18 protein-coding genes are annotated in these 17877 nt (G+C 29.0%); 14 read left to right on the top strand and 4 right to left on the bottom strand.

The features are described from left to right. Positions 1-132 precede the first annotated feature (132 nt). Positions 133-993: a hypothetical protein gene (locus tag RBH29_RS08165; protein ID WP_306696291.1), complete on the top strand. Its 861-nt coding sequence runs from the start codon at positions 133-135 to the stop codon at positions 991-993. 179 nt (positions 994-1172) lie between these two features. Here the strand turns inward: RBH29_RS08165 and RBH29_RS08160 are convergent, their stop codons facing one another. Beyond that, the gene (locus RBH29_RS08160) at positions 1173-2159 is read right to left on the bottom strand and encodes a hypothetical protein (RefSeq protein ID WP_306696290.1); all 987 of its coding nucleotides are present in this window, start codon (positions 2157-2159) and stop codon (positions 1173-1175) included. 207 nt (positions 2160-2366) lie between these two features. Here RBH29_RS08160 and RBH29_RS08155 point away from each other — a divergent pair, with 207 nt between their 5' ends. From RBH29_RS08155 to RBH29_RS08140, 4 genes are all read left to right on the top strand, one after another. Further along, positions 2367-2768, top strand: a complete 402-nt coding sequence (locus RBH29_RS08155) for a DUF3592 domain-containing protein (RefSeq protein WP_306696289.1) — start codon at positions 2367-2369, stop codon at positions 2766-2768. Between the two features lie 134 nt (positions 2769-2902). Continuing rightward, positions 2903-5401 (top strand): RHS repeat-associated core domain-containing protein, encoded by a 2499-nt coding sequence (locus RBH29_RS08150; RefSeq protein WP_306696288.1) that lies wholly within the window; start codon positions 2903-2905, stop codon positions 5399-5401. Positions 5402-5488: 87 nt separating this feature from the next. Continuing rightward, a complete protein-coding gene (locus RBH29_RS08145; RefSeq protein WP_306696287.1) occupies positions 5489-5980 on the top strand; it encodes an LURP-one-related/scramblase family protein in 492 nt (163 codons plus the stop codon). A 391-nt stretch (positions 5981-6371) separates the two neighbouring features. Further along, positions 6372-7217 (top strand): hypothetical protein, encoded by an 846-nt coding sequence (locus RBH29_RS08140; RefSeq protein ID WP_306696286.1) that lies wholly within the window; start codon positions 6372-6374, stop codon positions 7215-7217. Positions 7218-7334: 117 nt separating this feature from the next. Here the strand turns inward: RBH29_RS08140 and RBH29_RS08135 are convergent, their stop codons facing one another. Further along, positions 7335-7592, bottom strand: coding sequence for an anti-sigma factor domain-containing protein (locus RBH29_RS08135; protein ID WP_306696285.1), 258 nt, complete (start codon positions 7590-7592; stop codon positions 7335-7337). A 17-nt stretch (positions 7593-7609) separates the two neighbouring features. Beyond that, positions 7610-8338 (bottom strand): hypothetical protein, encoded by a 729-nt coding sequence (locus RBH29_RS08130; RefSeq protein ID WP_306696284.1) that lies wholly within the window; start codon positions 8336-8338, stop codon positions 7610-7612. 211 nt (positions 8339-8549) lie between these two features. On the opposite strand from RBH29_RS08130, the gene RBH29_RS08125 reads away from it, so the two are divergent. The 5 genes from RBH29_RS08125 to RBH29_RS08105 all read left to right on the top strand — a co-directional run bounded on the left by RBH29_RS08125 (position 8550) and on the right by RBH29_RS08105 (position 12317). Further along, a complete protein-coding gene (locus tag RBH29_RS08125; RefSeq protein WP_306696283.1) occupies positions 8550-8951 on the top strand; it encodes a DUF3592 domain-containing protein in 402 nt (133 codons plus the stop codon). Then, positions 8948-9337, top strand: a complete 390-nt coding sequence (locus RBH29_RS08120) for a hypothetical protein (RefSeq protein WP_306696282.1) — start codon at positions 8948-8950, stop codon at positions 9335-9337. Before RBH29_RS08125 ends, RBH29_RS08120 begins: the two co-directional genes overlap by 4 nt. Positions 9338-9607: 270 nt before the next feature. Next, a complete protein-coding gene (locus RBH29_RS08115) occupies positions 9608-10141 on the top strand; it encodes a hypothetical protein (protein WP_306696281.1) in 534 nt (177 codons plus the stop codon). A 96-nt stretch (positions 10142-10237) separates the two neighbouring features. Then, positions 10238-10804 carry a hypothetical protein gene (locus RBH29_RS08110; protein ID WP_306696280.1) on the top strand — a complete coding sequence of 189 codons (567 nt, stop codon included), beginning with the start codon at positions 10238-10240 and terminating at the stop codon, positions 10802-10804. Positions 10805-11261: 457 nt separating this feature from the next. Beyond that, the gene (locus RBH29_RS08105; protein WP_306696279.1) at positions 11262-12317 is read left to right on the top strand and encodes a 3-isopropylmalate dehydrogenase; all 1056 of its coding nucleotides are present in this window, start codon (positions 11262-11264) and stop codon (positions 12315-12317) included. 201 nt (positions 12318-12518) lie between these two features. Here the strand turns inward: RBH29_RS08105 and lexA are convergent, their stop codons facing one another. Next, positions 12519-13154 carry a transcriptional repressor LexA gene (lexA, locus tag RBH29_RS08100; protein WP_459076768.1) on the bottom strand — a complete coding sequence of 212 codons (636 nt, stop codon included), beginning with the start codon at positions 13152-13154 and terminating at the stop codon, positions 12519-12521. Positions 13155-13518: 364 nt separating this feature from the next. Here lexA and RBH29_RS08095 point away from each other — a divergent pair, with 364 nt between their 5' ends. The 4 genes from RBH29_RS08095 (at position 13519) to RBH29_RS08080 (ending at position 17698) form a co-directional block, all read left to right on the top strand. Further along, positions 13519-13782: a hypothetical protein gene (locus RBH29_RS08095; RefSeq protein WP_306696276.1), complete on the top strand. Its 264-nt coding sequence runs from the start codon at positions 13519-13521 to the stop codon at positions 13780-13782. A gap of 120 nt (positions 13783-13902) precedes the next feature. Beyond that, complete coding sequence (gene folE / locus RBH29_RS08090; protein ID WP_306696275.1) at positions 13903-14466, top strand: GTP cyclohydrolase I FolE; 564 nt, start codon at positions 13903-13905, stop codon at positions 14464-14466. 304 nt (positions 14467-14770) lie between these two features. After that, entirely contained in the window at positions 14771-15562 is a 792-nt protein-coding gene (gene sigI, locus RBH29_RS08085) for an RNA polymerase sigma-I factor (RefSeq protein WP_306696274.1), read from the top strand. Positions 15563-15574: 12 nt separating this feature from the next. Next, on the top strand, positions 15575-17698 hold the full coding sequence (locus RBH29_RS08080; RefSeq protein ID WP_306696273.1) for a PA14 domain-containing protein: 2124 nt from the start codon (positions 15575-15577) through the stop codon (positions 17696-17698). Positions 17699-17877 lie beyond the last annotated feature (179 nt).

The following is a 17877-nucleotide window of genomic DNA, read 5'->3' as shown; positions in this document are numbered from 1 at the left end:
TAAATACCAATCATTGGCATAAATGTAAATGTATAAACATTAGTTAAAGCTATGGTTTTATCTAATGTTTATACAAAGTTTAAGAAATAAACGTATATAAAAAGTAGTACTAGTGATGAAGGAGATGATTTTATGTTTGTAAATATTTTTAAAAATATTATACGATGTTTTAAAACAAAATATATTTGTGTTGACTTTTTTCAAGGAAGATTAAAAGCTGTCGAACTTGATAAGGGTATTTGCATTGACCGGTCTATTGAAGAAATAAGAGATAAATTGCCTAAAAATAAAAAACACACTAAAATTAGAGAAGAGCTTTTATATGAAAAATATTATAATTTTACACATGTTATAAACTACTTCTCAAAGCTACTAATGAAAGGGATTAAATTTTACGTAAAAGGATATAAACTTATAATTGTTTTTCCATATGAAAAAATTGACTTTATTGAAGAGTGGTTCGTTAAGGTTTTACCTAATACAAAACTAAAATACGAGTATATTGAAATTACATATATAGATAATTTAACGTGCGTATATAACTCTTTTGATATACAAATTCAGGACAATAAAGAGAGTTATGTAAAGAATTTGGTGTTTTTTATATATAAAGATGTTGTATATTTAGGTTTTGCTTTTGTAGGGTATATTTTTAATATTAAACCTTTAGAAAAAAAAATTGAAGATTTGTCATCGGAAGATATTTTGTTTGAGATACAAAAAATATCAAAAAAATCCACTAAGCAAATACCTGAAGAATTTAGCAAAGAAAAAAATAAGAAAAAAGAACTAGAAAAGATTATTAGTGATTGGGAAAATCCATTTCAAAAAACAATATATTTTTTTAAAGACAAAGATTTTGATAAAGATTTTGATATTGATGGATATGATTTCAAATTTTTTAAATACAATGAAAAAGAAATTACTTTAGGAATGGAAAAAATATTGTGGATAGAAAGAAAGATAAGTAAAGAAACTTTTCATATATGTTGATAAACCAAAAAATTAGTAGGTAAATTAGCTCAGTTTTTAAAGTTGCATAAAAGAATTCAGAACAAACATTATTTTGGTAATTGATACTTATGAAAAGAATTGGCGATTAGTATGGTTTTTAACATTTTGTTTTTTATATAAAATTTAGAGACAAATTTCAATTTAAATAGGGTTAGTATTCACTTGGAAAATAAAAGAAAATTAGCCCCAATAGCTAAAACTGCCAAAGTGACAGCAGAAATAATTAAAAATTTTACAAATTTAGTAGCATTAATGATTGCTTCGGGGTAGAGGCCAAGTTCTTTAAATACTACAGTTTGACCAACAGACATATTAGCTGTTCTTGAAATTGTAAAATAAAGATATTCTTTAGTAAATACTATTGCAGTTGTTTGTCTTAATTCTATTACAATTCCAGACATTTCAAACATGTTGTTATCTAGTAAATTATTAATATATTCTTTTAATTTATCTAGTTTTGAAGAAAAAATTAAAACGATAGAAATAATAAATCCTTTGTAAAGTCTAATAATATGTTTTTTGATGTTTGTGATTTTATGTAATTTTGATACAGGGTATATTCCTTTATTTAAAAAGTCTTTGCTCAGATAGTTATCCTTTAAAATTGCTTCTGCTACTTCAAAACATGAACGTTTCAATTCATCATTTCTAGGTGAGTATATTAGAAGATTATCAGTAGTTATATTAAAAGGTTTAAGCATTTTTTTTAATTTACTTAATTCGTACAATACAGCATATTCTTTATTATACTTGCTTTGTTCTGGTAAGTAGAGTTGATTAAATAAATCGGAGTATTTTTGTTCAAAATTAGAAATAAAAGATGCTTTTTTAGTATCGTTAAATTTTACATAATCTAAAAGACGTTTTTTAATCAATAAAGAAGAAAAGTCTAAAAAGCTGATATTTTTATTTTCACAGTAATAATCAATAGACTCATTAAATGCTAAAAGAGCAACACTAAATTCATAAGCATTTTCTATTCTAAAAAGTTTTTTTGTAAATTGAGTTGCTTCTTTTTTGATAAATGGGGTGAATTCACATATGAGTTTTTCTCTTAGAGAGTTATCATCATCTGATGTAATTTTTTTTATTGTCAGGTCAATTGAACTTCCATTGAAAGATTTGTTATTTCTATTAAAAAACAAAACACTTTACCTCCATGGCATATTAAGAAAAATTTTTTCCCTAATAATATTTTAACAGAGAATACTACTAGTGAAAAGGTTTTTAGATTTATAAATTTAAAATAATTGACGGTACAAAATTTAACAGATATACTGTAGATAAAAATACAGATTATTGTTTAGAAATTTTAAAACCTTTAATAATCATTTTAGTAGGAGAATGATAAAATGCAAAAGAATATCAAACAAATTAAGCTAATAGTTCTATTAATAATTGCAATATTAATGATATTTTTTGGAATTAAAGGTTTTTGGGATAAGTGGAATATAAGTAGAGATGGTGTATCAACATATGGAATTGTTATAGAAGTAATTAATGATTCAAGTGGTGAAGCGTCTACATCAACAATAAGTTTTTCGAATGAAGATGGGAAAGAGAATACTATTAAATCATCAACAGGATATAGAAGAGGAGAGAAATTACCTGTTAAATATAAAAGAAATAATCCTTCAAAAGCATATATACAAGATTTTTCTGGTAAATGGTTTTGGGATTCTTTTGCAATAATACTTGGTTTGATACTACTTATTTCGTGCATAATGGATCCTACTGGAGAGAAAGTTGAATGAATTATTCAAAAGTAAATTATTTATAAATTTTAAAAAATAGAGTATAAGTAGAATTTATACCTGACTCATCTAATAACTAACCTGTTAAATTAGATGAGTCAGGTATTGGTGCTTTTGGTGCTGATAGTGCAGACGTGTTTGATATTGTTACGAGTTATACATATGATAAAGCAGGAAACAATACTTCTGTTACAGATGCATTGGAAAATACCACAGTATATGAGTATGACAGCAATGGAAACATGACTAAAATAATTGATGCAAGAGGCAACGAAGTAAATTATAAGTATGATGAAAGAGGAGCTAGAACAGAAAGTATTAATGCAGAAGGGAATTATACATTAGCAGAATATGATAAGAAGGGTATGAAGATTTCAGAAACAGATTTAGAGGGAAACACTACAAAGTTTGATTACGATGAAATGGGAAGGCTTATAAAAGTTACAGATGTGCTTGAGAACTCAACTATTTATGAATATGATGACCTTGGAAATATGATATCTCAAACAGATGCAAATGGTAATACAACTACTTTTGAATATGATAAGCTTGGCAGAAGAATAAAACGCACTCTACCTCTTGGAATGTCTGAAACTTACACTTATGATGAGGCTGGAAACATAGAGAGTATAACTGATTTTAATGGAGACACCACAACATTTGAATATGACATAAATGACAGATTAATCAAAAAGATTTTTTCTGATGGTTCAGAAGAAACATATACATATACTGTTTTAGGTCAAAGAGAAACAGTAACAGACAGCAGAGGAACTACAACATTTGAATATGATGTTATGGGAAGACTTATAAAAGAGACTAATCCTGATGGCATAAGTATAGAATATACTTATGATGCAGCTGGAAACAGGACAAGTGTCAAAGTTCCATCTGGAACAACAACCTATGCTTATGATGATTTAAGCAGGCTTTCTACAGTGACAGATTCTGATGGAGGAGCAACAACATACACATATAATGAGGTGGGCAGCAGAACAAGTGTTGCGTATCCTAATGGAACAAAGACACAGTATACCTATGACAAACTTAACAGGTTGACAGAGCTTGTAAACCAAGATGCTGATGGAGAAATAATTTCATCTTATACGTATACATTAGGAACTGCTGGTAATAGAATAAAAGTTGAAGAAGATAGTGGAAGAGTTGTAGAATATGAGTATGACAATACTTATAAGCTGTTAAAAGAAACTATAAATCATCCAGACAAAGATACACATGAAATAAGCTATACTTATGATGCTGTGGGAAACAGGCTAACTAAGACAGATGGTGAATATACCATAGATTATACTTATGATGAAAATAACAGACTTATTTCAGAAGGTGAAAATACTTATACTTATGACAAAAACGGAAACACTCTTTCGAAGAAAAATGAAGTAGAGACAATATCATATACTTATGGATATAATAATAGACTTATAGGTGTTGTTACGACAAACCAAACAGGCACATCAGCTGTTAAATATATTTACGATGTGTATGGAATAAGAGTTGGAAAAATAGTTGACGGTACAAAATTTAGCAGATATACTGTAGATAAAAATACAGATTATGCAAAAGTTTTAGAAGAAAGAGATGAAAATGGTGAGCTAGTTGTAAGTTATGTACATGGAGATGACCTTATAAGTCAAAAAAGAGGAGATGTAACAAGCTATTATCACTATGATGGATTAGGAAGCACAAGGGCATTGACTAACAGTAGTGGAGAGGTAACAGATACGTACATATATGATGCTTTTGGAAATCTAATTGAAAAGACAGGCAATACAGTAAATGAGTTTTTATACACAGGAGAGCAGTATGATGCTAACATAGGATTCTACTACTTAAGGGCAAGATATATGAATCCATCCATAGGTAGATTTGCCACAATGGATCCATTTGAAGGATTTGTACAAGACCCCTACAGCTTACACAAGTACCTATATGCCCATGCAAACCCTGTAATGAATATTGATCCATCAGGTGAAGTTACTATCTTAAGTGCTCTCGCTGGTTTTGGTAAATGGGCTTGGGCTAAAACATTGCCTGTGAGAACTGCATATAATACTTTATGGAAAGCAAATCAAACAGTTCAAAAAATAAAAATGGCACTAGCTGTAAATATGATTATAATAGGAACTATGTTTCCTTATAAACATAGAAATTCGGTACAATATAAATATAAGCTTTCTCAGATAAGTCCTGGCAAACCAGATATTGGATTGCAGTTTTTATATGGTGATATGAAAGCAGGGAGACACAGGCCAACTGAAGTTAGAATAAATATTGAAAAAGGAAATTTCACATTAAGAACAGGATTTAATTTTGAAAATCCAAGTGTTTCTCCTGGATTCAGTGGACAATATAAGCTTAATGCGTATAAATCTGATCTTAGTTATGGAGTTAGAATTAAGTGTGATTTTATTATTGAGACAGGAGCGTATAATCCATTTTTAGATGTAGATAAGAATTCAATTGTTAGTTCACCTATTAGATTTGGATTTAATTTTACATTAACCAGCAGTGTTATCGATGAAATAAATTTAAAACATGATCTTGGTTATACTGTAAGAACGCCAAGATTTGATGTATATAATAGACGATTTGCAGGTGGAATCTTTGACTGAATTTCAAATTATTATTATTTATATACTAAAGAATCAACCCCCACTAAAAAAAGGTGGGGGTTGAAATCGAACAAGAGGTGATTTGATATGATTAGATTAAGACATAATGTTATTGATAATCTTTTTGGAAAAGTGACTCTAAAAGATGAGGATATTTATGTTGAAATAGAAAGAATACAAAAAAAAACAAAGATTTTCTTTTTCTTTGATGGACATGTGAATACTCGAAATTTTAAAATAAACGATAATAGTATTATAGAACATACATATTTTCCTGAGCGTTATATTCAAATATTAGTGAATTGTTCGCCGTTTGTTGAATTTATTATCAGAGCGCAGACTCTAGGGAATCCTGAATTTGAAATAACTAATCCTCATTTAAGAATTGAAAACCCTGATTGGTTATTTCATAATTACAAAGTTTATTATAGTGATAATTTAATGTACAAATGTTCAAAAAAATTATTTAAAAGATATTATAATATAGAAATTGTAAACAAAAAGTATATAGAAGAATCAATAGCTATTGCAATAGCTATTGATATGTTGTGTCATGATGGGGATAGAACCGGAGGCTAATATGACAAAACTAGATTGTTGTGTGACCTATATACCCATATCAAAAAAAGAATAATATATACAGAAATTAATATAAATTTTAGAATTCTTAAAATAAAGCAAATTATTTCAATATAATAACTTAAACTGTCATAAAAACTACTCCTCTTTTTAATATTTTAGCCAATTCAAAACTAATTATATAGGGTTAAATCTTTTTTGATAAATGGGATGAATTAGGTAAAAACGAATTTAAAAAAAGAGGCTATGAATTTGATTAGTTTTAATAAAAGTAAAAATTATAGAAGAGCTAAAAAAGGTTTTTTACATTTATAGGTAGTGGGTGTTGTTATAAAACAGCACAGGTAGAAATGGGGTTCATCTGTGCTGTTAAAAAAAGGAGTTTGATTTTATGATTAATTGGCTCAAAAATTTAAACATTTCAAAACATTTCAAAAAAAGACGTATAGGAGTTGATTTATTTAACAGAAGATTAATAGCTGTTGAATCTGGAAAAGGTATTTTTATTAAAAAAACCATTGATGAAATATTTGTTGAAATTCCTGATAAGAAAAGATATAAAAAATTAAAAAAAGGCATTTTGTCTGATGATTACTGGCGGAATCCGGATGTTCTAAATTACTTAATGGGTTATTGGATGAAAAAAGCTAAATTAAATTCTGAGCATTACTATTTGTTTACAGTTCTTCCTTATAAAAATTTTGATTCTATTTATGAAAAAAGAGATAAAGCATTTTTAAAAACAAAAAAAACAAATTTATGTAGAGCTATAGGTACATTTAATGATTTACAGTGTATTTGTTGGTATTATGGATTAGTTGATACAAATGAAGAGAAGGATTATAAAAAATCATGGTTTCTTTTTTCAATTAACAAAGGATTTTATTTAGGGTATACTTTTACAGGACGTGTTGTCGATGCTGTTTATATAAAAGATAAATATAAAGAATTAACATCTTCTGATATCAAAAAAGAAATGGAGAAATTAGCAAATTTCATTTCTGAAGATATTCCGCAAATGTTTAAGGATAGAGAACTCTACACTGATGAGCAAATAGAAAAAATGACTAAAGAATGGGCAAAACCTTTTGGAAAAACTTCTTATTTTTCTGTACCAGAAGAGTTAAAAAAAAGGTTTGGTGAAAAAATTGATAAATATAGCATTAAATACTTAAATTATGATGAGTTTAGTGTAATTAAAGGATTAGAAAAAATTATGACAATGGTAAAAGTGTAAAGTGTAGACTTTATTATAGAAAGTAAAAACAATTAAGCGAGTTCACTTAGGAGAATATCTATCTCAAAAACTATTTTTAATGTTAAGCTTATAAAGAAACAAGCACATAAAACTATTTTAAAAGTATTTATATTCTAAATAAAAATATATTATAAAAAGAATAATTATAAGGAAAGTTGCAGTAAAACCTATGACTTTTAAAACTTTGCTTTCGCGTTTACCATTATAATTGTAAAACCTACCACTACTAAAAATGATTGTTTGTCCTACTAACATAGAAGGTTTTCTTTTTACTTCGTAAAAATCAAAATTTTTTAGCATTACTATTGCAGTTTTTTTCTTTAAATCAATAACTATTCCTGTTTTTTTAAGCATATTATTTCCTCCAATATCTAAATATCAAAATCAATATAACCTTTAATGTTATCCAGTCCAGCACCTAAGATAAAAGCTATTGCAACAATAATACATTTATAAATGCGCAAGGTGCTTTTTTTGACTTTTGTTATTTTGTGAAGCTGAGAAACGGGAAAAGATTTTTTATTGCAAAGATTATTAAATAAAGTAGTATCTGCTACGATTACTTTTGCTACTTGTATACATAATTGTTTGGTTTCATCTAAAGTTGGTGTATACAAAAGAAGATCTTGCATTGTTGTTTCAAAAGGTTTAAGCATTTTTTTTAATTTACTTAATTCGTACAATACAGCATATTCTTTATTATACTTGCTTTGTTCTGGTAAGTATAGCTGATTAAATAAATCTGAGTATTTTTGTTCAAAATTAGAAATAAAAGATACTTTTTTAGTATCGTTAAATTTTACATAATCTAAAAGACGTTTTTTAATCAATAAAGAAGAAAAGTCTAAAAAGCTGATATTTTTAGTTTCACTGTAATAATCAATAGACTCATTAAATGCTAAAAGAGCAACGCTAAATTCATAAGTATTTTCTATTCTAAAAAGTTTTTTTGTAAATGAAGTTACTTCTTTTTTTATAAATGGAGTGAATTCACATATGAGTTTTTCTCTTAGAGACTTATCATCATCTGATGTAATTTTTTTTATTGTCAGGTCAATTGAACTTTTATTTAAAGCTTCGTTATTTCTATTAAAAAACAAAACAATTTACCTCCACAACATATTTATAAAAAACTTAAATATCTTTAACAATATTTTAACAGAAAATACTGTGAGTGAAAAGATTTTCATATTTATAAATTTAAAATAATTGACGGTACAAAATTTAGCAGATATACTGTAGATAAAAATACAGATTATTGTTTAGAAATTTTAAAACCTTTAATAATCATTTTAGTAGGAGAATGATAAAATGCAAAAAAATATCAAACAAATTAAGCTAATAGTTCTATTAATAATTGGAATATTGGTGCTGCTGCAAGGAATTAAAGGTTTTTGGGATAAGTGGGATATAAGTAGAGACGTGATATCCACATATGGAATTGTTATAGAAGTAATTAATGATTCAAGTGGCGAAGCGTCTACATCAACAATAAGTTTTTCGGATGAAGATGGGAAAGAGTATACTATTAAATCATCAACAGGATATAGAAGAGGAGAGAGATTACCTGTTAAATATAAAAGAAATAATCCTTCAAAAGCATATATACAAGATTTTTCTGGTAAATGGTTTTGGGATTCTTTTGCAATAATACTTGGTTTGATACTACTTATTTCGTGCATAATGGATCCTACTGGAGAGAAAGTTGAATGAATTATTCAAAAATAAATACTGATATAAGTATTGAACTTAGATATGGTCAGGGAAAACCAGAACAATTAAGAATAAAGGCACAAGGTAAGAAGTATAGAGGGGCTGATACTAGTTTCAGATATGACATTGATTTAAGAAATCCATTTCGTAATGAATCAGGTGATATATCTTTAAATTTGACAAATAATGTTAGTGCAGAGTTTTCGATGCCAATTTTTAGAAGGCCATTTTATAGAATTACAGCTATAACAGAACTAAAAGCAAATTCTATTAAAGTTGGTTTTAATTTTCAAATGAATGTAATTGGGAATATGGGGTTTACAATAAGATCCCCAAGGGTTCCTATTGGAGATTTTATACCATCAACCTCTGAAGAAATGGCTTAATAGAAATTGAATTGTAAATACAAAGTATAATTTAATTAAATAAATCCAAATTAGGAATTTTCTCAAAAAGTATGTTTTTGCATCACTTATTTGTGCTAAAGGTCGTATAGTGTTAGTTTTATAATATGCTTTTTGAGAAAATAAATATTTTCATTTTAATAAAGTAGAGCTTACTAATTTGATTGTAATTATTGTTTGGATAACTTATAAAATTAATCAAGATTAAATAATTTGGTTCATATATAAAAATGTTGAGAGGATAAATATAATATGAAATATGAAAACGAATTGGTACTAAGAGAAGATTCGATAAGTTACATAAAAAGCAAAAACAAGCCATTGTGCACATTTATCATAGTACTAATTGTGGTTTTGGTGTTTACAATTTTTCCTGTTATTAGTATTTTGATAGAAATAAAAAACCAAGTTATTTTAGAGAAATTAAATATATTTGAGTTGCTGAAAAAAATTTTTTTTGGCAGTATTTTTATTATTGGTATTCTTCCACTAACTGCAAGTTTGCCAGAATTATATAAAAGTGTAATTAATGGATATGCTGTTTTGTTTGACAAAAGAGAAGATTTAGTTAAAATAAATGGAATCAAAGAGTGTAAATTAAGTAAAGTTAAAAGAGCTCATATTAGAATTTTACATGCAATAAAAGGAGATGATATATATATACTTTATCTTATACTAAATAATCAAAAAAGAATACTTGTTGATAAAAGTGAAGATTTTAATGAAATATACAAGTTTTCAAAGGTTATTAGTGAATTTATAAAAGTTCCAATGACAAAGAATTAGAAAGGCTAGAATCTATTCCATTAGAAGTGAATTTGTTTAGTTTCAGCTAAAATTGGTTTTAAGGTGGAGTTTTTTAACAAAAAAAGAGGTGTTGGTTTGAAAAAAAGATTTAGTCTTATTGGTCATATAATAACTGAAGACGTAAATATATACTATGATTCTCCTAAAAAAATAAAAATAGAGTTAATATCTATTTCAAGGATAAATCACATAATTATTACTATAGTTTTTTTATTTATATATAGTTTAGTTTCAGAAACTTTCTTTATTAATGCAATATCACTAGGTAGGTACTTAGACATAACTATATTAACATTTATACCTGTGTTTTCTAGCTTTATAATATATAAAAAATTTAAAAATTATTTTAACAAAACTACTTTAATAAAAATAGATAATAATTCAATTATATTAATTAATAAAAAGCTATGTAATATTAAGGATGTTGAGAGACTTCAAATAGATACATATATGGAAGTAGATTCGGTGGAAGAAAATGAATTAGTTATTGTTTTAAAAGATGGATCCAAAAAGATTATAAATAAAAAAGTACATTATGATGTTTTATGCAAACTAGCTGATATTATAGCTGAACATATTGGGTGTTCAGTTATGAAAGATATTTGTTTTAGGACAGAGTTATTTGGTAAAAAACTTAATTAACTATCATAACTCAACTTTCCCACACAAATATTGGATGTTCTTTGATAAATTAATACATTCAAGCACTAAGCTGTAGTTTTTTCTTCCAAACAAGCGGTAATTGGCTTATGAAGGATTCAAGTATCTGGTTCATTAAATCTTCACTTATCACAGGGCTTTCATGTAAGAGCTTTTTTAATAGCTCTGTGATTAAGAAAATTGATGTTGAAAATTTTATATCTTCTGCCTCATCACAAAATAGCGAAGAGCTAATTTTTATTACCACTGCATGTCAAAAAACATTAAAAAAAATAGCATAATAAAGATAAATAACAGGAAGAATAAATTAGTTTTAAGATTTATAATTAGTATTATAATGTTTTAATATTAGCTTTTGATTAATGAAACTTGGACTTAATAATCAAGATAATAAAAGCTTATAAAAAGATTTGAAAATTATAAAAGGAGGATTTTAAATATGAAAAAGTATAATATTGGGGTTTTACCTGGAGATGGGACAGGACCTGAAGTTGTTGAAGAAAGTATTAAAGTTTTAAAAGCTGTTAGCAAAAAGTATAATTTTGATATGGACTTAGAGTATTATGATTTTGGGGGAGACAGATATTTAAAAACTGGAAAAGTATTGTCTGACAGTGATGTTGAAAAGCTAAAGACAAGAGAGGCTGTTTTACTTGGTGCAATAGGGCATCCAGATGTTGCTCCTGGTATTTTAGAAAAAGGTATTCTTTTAAAGCTTCGCTTTGCTCTTGACCAATACATTAACTTAAGACCAGTTGTGCTTTATGATGGAGTTGATACTCCTTTAAAGGATAAAGGAGCAAAAGAAATTGATTTTGTTGTTGTAAGAGAAAATACAGAAGGTTTGTATGCAGGCGGCGGAGGTTTTTTAAAGCAAGGCACGCCTGATGAAATTGCTATTCAGGAATCAATAAACACTCGTAAAGGTGTTGAAAGATGTATAAGATTTGCATTTGAATATACGAGAAAGAGAAACAAAGGAAAAAAATTAACTCTTTGCGGCAAAACTAATGTTTTAACATTTGCTTTTGATTTGTGGGAAAGAACATTTTACGAAGTGGCAAAAGAGTATCCTGATATTGAAACAGATTACTGCCATGTTGATGCTACATGTATGTGGATGGTTAAGAACCCGGAATTCTTTGATGTTATTGTAACAGACAATATGTTTGGTGACATTATAACTGATCTTGGAGCTGTTATTCAAGGAGGAATGGGAATCGCAGCTGGTGGAAATATAAACCCTGAAGGAGTATCAATGTATGAGCCAATAGGAGGTTCAGCTCCTAAATACACAGGAAAAAATGTTATAAATCCTCTTGCAGCAATAGCGTCAGGGCAGATGATGTTGGAGCAGTTAGGAGAAGTTAAAGCAGCAGAAGATATTGAAAATGCAATTAAGAAAGCTGTTAAAGACGATATTAAAAACCTAGGTGCTGGTAGAATGGGTTATGGAACTAAAGAAGTAGGAGATCTTATTGTAAGTTATTTATAAGATAAGAAAACCTTAATCTGCAAAATACAAGGTAAAACATATTTTACTTTTTTACAACGTAGCAGTGAATTTATCGGTTTCGATAATGAGCTTAAAAAACAAGGGTTTAGTTTTTAAACTAAACCCTTCTGTTTTTTTAAAAGCTTAGATAAAATGGCGAATAGTTTAATATTTTAAATACTATTATGACTAAAAAATTGACTAGTATTTAGAATATTTTGCAATAAGTTTACCTATTATTTTTATTTCACCTTTATCAAAAACTTCTTTACCAATCAAGTCACTGTCGGCTTTTAAAACGACTTTGTTTGAATCTTCGTGAGAGCTATAATACCTTAAGATAACAAGGTTTTCGTACATAAGAAGTATTATGTCCCCGTTACCAAGCTCTGTTTTCATGTCGATTACTAAAGTGTCTTCATAGCTGATGCCGCTGTCTAAAAGACTATTGTCAGGGCACTTAATTATAAAGGAGTCTTCAATATTCTCAAATAAATGAGAAGGTACAGGATAATACTTAACAATGTTATACATGTTAAGTAAATCATCTACGTTACGTTCGGTTACTTTTTTAATTAGTGGGAGGTATGCATGATCAGCATAGTTTGAATCCTCCTGTACAAGCTGAATAGACCTTGCTACTCTTGCCTGTCTTTTTATTACGCCTTTTTCTTCAAGTCTGTTCAATATACCTTGAACTGCACCAGGCGTTTTTTCGCCAATTAATTCGCCTATCTCTCTTACAGTTGGAGGCATTCCATTTTCTTTAATGAATGACTCAATTGCAGTATAGACCTTTTTTTGTTTAGAAGTTAAGAAATTAAAATCCACAGACACTTTAACCATCCTTTATTTATTAATTTAGTTTATAAAGTACTTTTGGTAGATTTACATAATGCGTAACATGCTAGATATTAGTTTAGCAAAAAGCAAATAGGTTTTCAAATCTAATTATTAACAATTGTGTGAACATAATGAAACCCTAAAATGGACACCTTTTTTGCATAACAAAACTGGATACTTTCTATATTGCTAGATCTCTTGCAAAGAATAAAATTAGAAATTTTACAAATAAAAATACAAGTACATAATACTATTATAACCTATTAATTATATTTTGTACAGTGTTTAGTGAAAAGATTTTACAAGAAAAATGAATATCAATATAAAAAGTTGGAAATACTTAAACAGGGTGATGAATATGGAAAACATTAATAACCAAAAAACAACTACTGCTGCTTTAGTTGTTTTAGTTACGATTGGATGGATTTTTGCGTTTATTTCATTATTAGGATATTCATTTATTTTTGGAGTTATAGGCGTTATTATGGGTATATTGACAACTAAAAATGGTAGCAGGGCAGGGTTGTCTGTTATAGTAGCAAATATAATTCTGATGGGAATTGGATTGGTATTTAGTGAAAAAATTGCAGATTATGTAATCAACTTCATGAATTTAACATAAAATATAAAAATAGTATTAGTACACACGCTATTTACAGAATTATTGTTATTTTTCTATATATACAGTATAATAATTGGTGTGCATAAAAGATGATTTTAATTTTAGAAAGAGGTAGTAATAATGATTGATAAGCAGCGTGTGAGGGAAGCAGTGAGAGAAATACTTATAGCGATAGGAGATAATCCTGACAGAGAAGGGCTGGTAGAAACACCTGACAGGGTGGCAAGGATGTATGAAGAAATATTTGCAGGGATGTATACTGACCCTAAAGACTCTGTTAAAGTGTTTCAGGAAGATAGTCATGAAGAAATGATTCTTGTAAAAGATATTCCTCTTTATTCGGTATGCGAACACCACTTACTTCCTTTTATTGGGATTGCTCATGTAGTTTATATACCTAAAAAGGGAACGATAATGGGACTTAGCAAGCTGGCTAGAATTGTAGATGTTATTGCCAAAAAACCTCAATTACAGGAACGATTGACCAGTGAGGTAGCAGATATAGTTATGGATATTATAAATCCGTTAGGAGTAGCTGTAGTTGTTGAGGCGGAGCATTTATGCATGACAATGAGAGGAATAAAAAAGCCAGGTTCAAAAACTGTAACTTCAGCTTTAAGGGGAATAATAAAAACTGATGCAAGAACTAGGTCAGAGGTAATGTCACTTATAAATAGATTATAGATTTAAATAGCAAGACTGTAATAGACCTCTTTAAAAGGCTAAATACCTTATGGGAGGTTTTTTATTTTATTCTAAGACGCCACCTTCTATAAGGTGGCGTTGCTCTTATAAATCTTCAGGTGGAGTTGAGTCTCCACCTGAAGCCTCGATGTTTAGCTTTAGCTAAACGAGTTCACTGAATTTAGGTGAACTTTTTGCAAACATATATATATATCTATGGAATAAATTTAATTTAAGTGTTAGAATATAATTATATAGATTTTTTAAATAAAAAAAGAGATATAAAAGGGTTTATTGTACCCATATGGGGTTTATTTTATATTGGTATATGTATTTTTCTAGAAGAGGTGGTATGGTGATTATCGTTTTTACTGTCTACAATTCGGACGGAGAATCTGTTGCGCAAATTATTGAAAAAATAAAAGACGGAGATAAAGAGGTTAGAGAGAATTTTATTAAAGACTACATACCGTTTATTTTAAAGGTTCTTTCAAAGGATATTCCTGAAACCTCTAATATAAAGAATTGTGATGAGTATAGTATAGGGCTAATTGCATTTAATGAAGCTATTGAAAAATATGATTCGAGAAAATGTTCTACAGGATTTAATTTTTTTAGTTTTGCTGAACAGGTAATCAAAAGAAGAATAATTGATTACTTTAGATTCAAATCTAAAAGCAGGTATGAACTTCCATTCTCGTATCTAGAAAATGACGAAAGAAGTTATGAAGAAAAGTACTTAAAGGATGAGACAGGGTCAAAGTTTGATAGAATTGAATTATTTCAGGAAATAAAGCATTATAATAGAAAATTAGAAGCTTTTGGAATGAAAATTAGTGATATGCCTAAATATATGCCTAAACATAGAGATTCAAGAAAAATGTGTGTTGATATAGCACGTAAAATTGTTCAAAATAAAGAAATATATCATAAGTTAATTAATAAAAAATATCTTCCTATAAAGGAATTGACAAAAATAGTAGATTTTCACCCCAGGACTTTGCAAAGAAATAGAAATTATATTATTTCCATTTGTCTCATATATGGAAATGATTATGAGCATTTAAAGTCTTATTTGGGGAACCCAGTTAAGTAGAGAGGTGGTTAAATGAGGTTTAGAGGCTTAATTATGGACATAGGTCAGCATACAGTTACAGTCTTAACTAAAGACAATGAATTTTATAAATTGAAAAGAAGACCTGCTATGTTTAAAACTCAGGAAGTGGAATTTAGAAAATCGGATATTATAAATGTGGCTTACTATATTAAAAGGTTATCAACAGTAGCAGCTTGTTTGCTATTAATTTTAACTGGAATGATGTTTAGTGATAATATTCCAGTTTGGAATACTGGTGATTCTGATGTTTTTGGATATGTAAGTCTTGATGTAAATCCAAGTGTTGAGTTTAAAATAGATGAAGAACAAAAAATATTGAATGTATTGTCTTTAAGCTTGACAGATGATTCAGAGAAAGAAATTTCCTTAGAAGGGATGAAAGTAACTGAAGGTCTGTACAAGGTAATGGAACACTATAATGAAATAAATGTATTAAGTGATGTAGAGGAAAATTATGTTTTGCTCGCAGGAGCAATTAATAATAAAAATAAAACATTTGAGGAAGAAATAGTAAAAAGCTTGAAAGATAGTAAAAACAGAATTGAAATAGAGTTTGAGAGAATAAATATGGTGGTTGCAAAGTCAAGTAGTGAACATAGAGAACTAGCAACTAAAAACGATATATCCATGGGTAAATATACTATATTTACTGAGATTAATGAACATAAAGAGGATATTTCAATCGAAGAATACAAAAATATGTCGCTAAAGGATATAATTGAAGAATATATGGAGATTTCAAAGAACCACTTAGATCAAAGTGATATGAGTGAATCAGCTTCAGATGTTGAAGTTGAGCCAGAGAACACACCAGAGAGTACACCTGAAAATACACCAGAGAGCACGCCAGAGAATACACCAGAGAGTACACCTGAAAATACACCAGAGAATACAACAGAAAATACATCGAACACACCAAAGAGTACGCCGGAGAACGTACCAGACAATACACCTGAAAGCACGCCAGAGCCTACACCGGAGAGCACGCCGGAAGTTGAGTTGGATTCTACACCGACTCCTTCACCAGCAGCTACACCAAGTGCTACGCCTGAGCCTACCCCAAACATTATGCCAACACCTGAAAGGACGGCGAGACCTACACCTACTGAAAGGCCACAATCTACGCCAAGAATAACACCAACTCCAAGGCCGATTATTAAGCCTGATGAGACAGTTAGCCCATTACCAACTCCACAAATAACACCAGCACCAATAGATGAACAGTCAGAGGGTAAAGGGCTTAGAGGAGAGTATTATTCTAATACAGATTTTACAAATTTAGCTGGAGTTCGCATAGATTCAGAAATAGATTTTGACTGGAGTACAACATCACCACGCCCTGACTTAGGAAGTTCATACAGTGTTCGCTGGGAAGGACAGATAAAACCAGAAAACAGTGATATGTATACCTTTCATATTAATCGCAGCAGTGGTGTAAGGTTATGGGTAAACGGAATGATGGTAATAAACGAGTGGAGTGGTAATATGTGGACCAAAGAAAGTATAGGACATGTCTTTCTTGAAAGTGGTCAAAAGCACGATATAAAGCTTGAGTATTACAAAAATAACAGTTATGGAAGTATTAGATTAGAGTGGAGCAGCATGAGATTACCTAAAGAGATAGTTCCGCAAAGTGTACTTTTTCCATCTGAAAAGACCTCAAATCCGGCTGAGATATTAGAAGGGAATGGAGATGGATTAAAGGGTGAATACTATAACAATATGGATTTGACAGACCTTGAAGTAAAAGTTGTAGATTCTGTTATTGATTTTAATTGGGGACTAACTCCTCCACATAAAACTATGATTAATGATGGAGAATTTAGCGTTAGGTGGACAGGTCAGATTGAGCCAGTACATAGTGAAGAACATACATTTTATGTTACACGTGATAATGGTGCAAGGTTGTGGATTGACGGTGAACTAGTAATTGATGAGTGGAATGATATGTGGAATGTGACAAACAAGGGCGAAATTCACCTTGAGGCAGGTAAAAAATATGATATTAAGTTAGAGTACTATAAAAATATGGGTAATGGAATAATGCGACTTGAATGGAGTAGTCCAAGTATGTCCAGAGATATTGTTCCAAGCAGCCGATTATATTCAGAGTAGTGTTGTTGATTTTATAAAAATATATTGAAATAGTTAAATTTTGTTCATATTTATCAATGGATGTGGCAAATGCTATTTATGTAAATGAAACGTGGAAGAAACATTAGTTGGTGGAATATCATTCCTTGTGCTTATTAAATGTACTCAAATGGATTGGTTTAACTTGTCAAGGGCAGTGT

This window comes from Herbivorax alkaliphila (genome assembly GCF_030848475.1).
Classification (GTDB): Bacteria; Bacillota; Clostridia; order Acetivibrionales; family Acetivibrionaceae; genus Herbivorax.
This window is presented reverse-complemented; position numbering and strand designations above follow the sequence as displayed.

Bases quoted from the DNA above. Each gene is read 5' to 3' on its own strand.
- RBH29_RS08165 (WP_306696291.1), top strand. From the start codon at position 133: ATGTTTGTAAATATTTTTAAAAATATTATACGATGTTTTAAAACAAAA.
- folE (WP_306696275.1), top strand. From the start codon at position 13,903: ATGATTGATAAGCAGCGTGTGAGGGAAGCAGTGAGAGAAATACTTATA.
- RBH29_RS08080 (WP_306696273.1), top strand. From the start codon at position 15,575: ATGAGGTTTAGAGGCTTAATTATGGACATAGGTCAGCATACAGTTACA.
- RBH29_RS08105 (WP_306696279.1), top strand. From the start codon at position 11,262: ATGAAAAAGTATAATATTGGGGTTTTACCTGGAGATGGGACAGGACCT.
- RBH29_RS08135 (WP_306696285.1), bottom strand. From the start codon at position 7,592: ATGCTTAAAAAAACAGGAATAGTTATTGATTTAAAGAAAAAAACTGCA.
- sigI (WP_306696274.1), top strand. From the start codon at position 14,771: ATGGGGTTTATTTTATATTGGTATATGTATTTTTCTAGAAGAGGTGGT.
- RBH29_RS08120 (WP_306696282.1), top strand. From the start codon at position 8,948: ATGAATTATTCAAAAATAAATACTGATATAAGTATTGAACTTAGATAT.
- RBH29_RS08155 (WP_306696289.1), top strand. From the start codon at position 2,367: ATGCAAAAGAATATCAAACAAATTAAGCTAATAGTTCTATTAATAATT.
- RBH29_RS08115 (WP_306696281.1), top strand. From the start codon at position 9,608: ATGAAATATGAAAACGAATTGGTACTAAGAGAAGATTCGATAAGTTAC.
- RBH29_RS08140 (WP_306696286.1), top strand. From the start codon at position 6,372: ATGATTAATTGGCTCAAAAATTTAAACATTTCAAAACATTTCAAAAAA.
- RBH29_RS08125 (WP_306696283.1), top strand. From the start codon at position 8,550: ATGCAAAAAAATATCAAACAAATTAAGCTAATAGTTCTATTAATAATT.
- RBH29_RS08145 (WP_306696287.1), top strand. From the start codon at position 5,489: ATGATTAGATTAAGACATAATGTTATTGATAATCTTTTTGGAAAAGTG.
- RBH29_RS08095 (WP_306696276.1), top strand. From the start codon at position 13,519: ATGGAAAACATTAATAACCAAAAAACAACTACTGCTGCTTTAGTTGTT.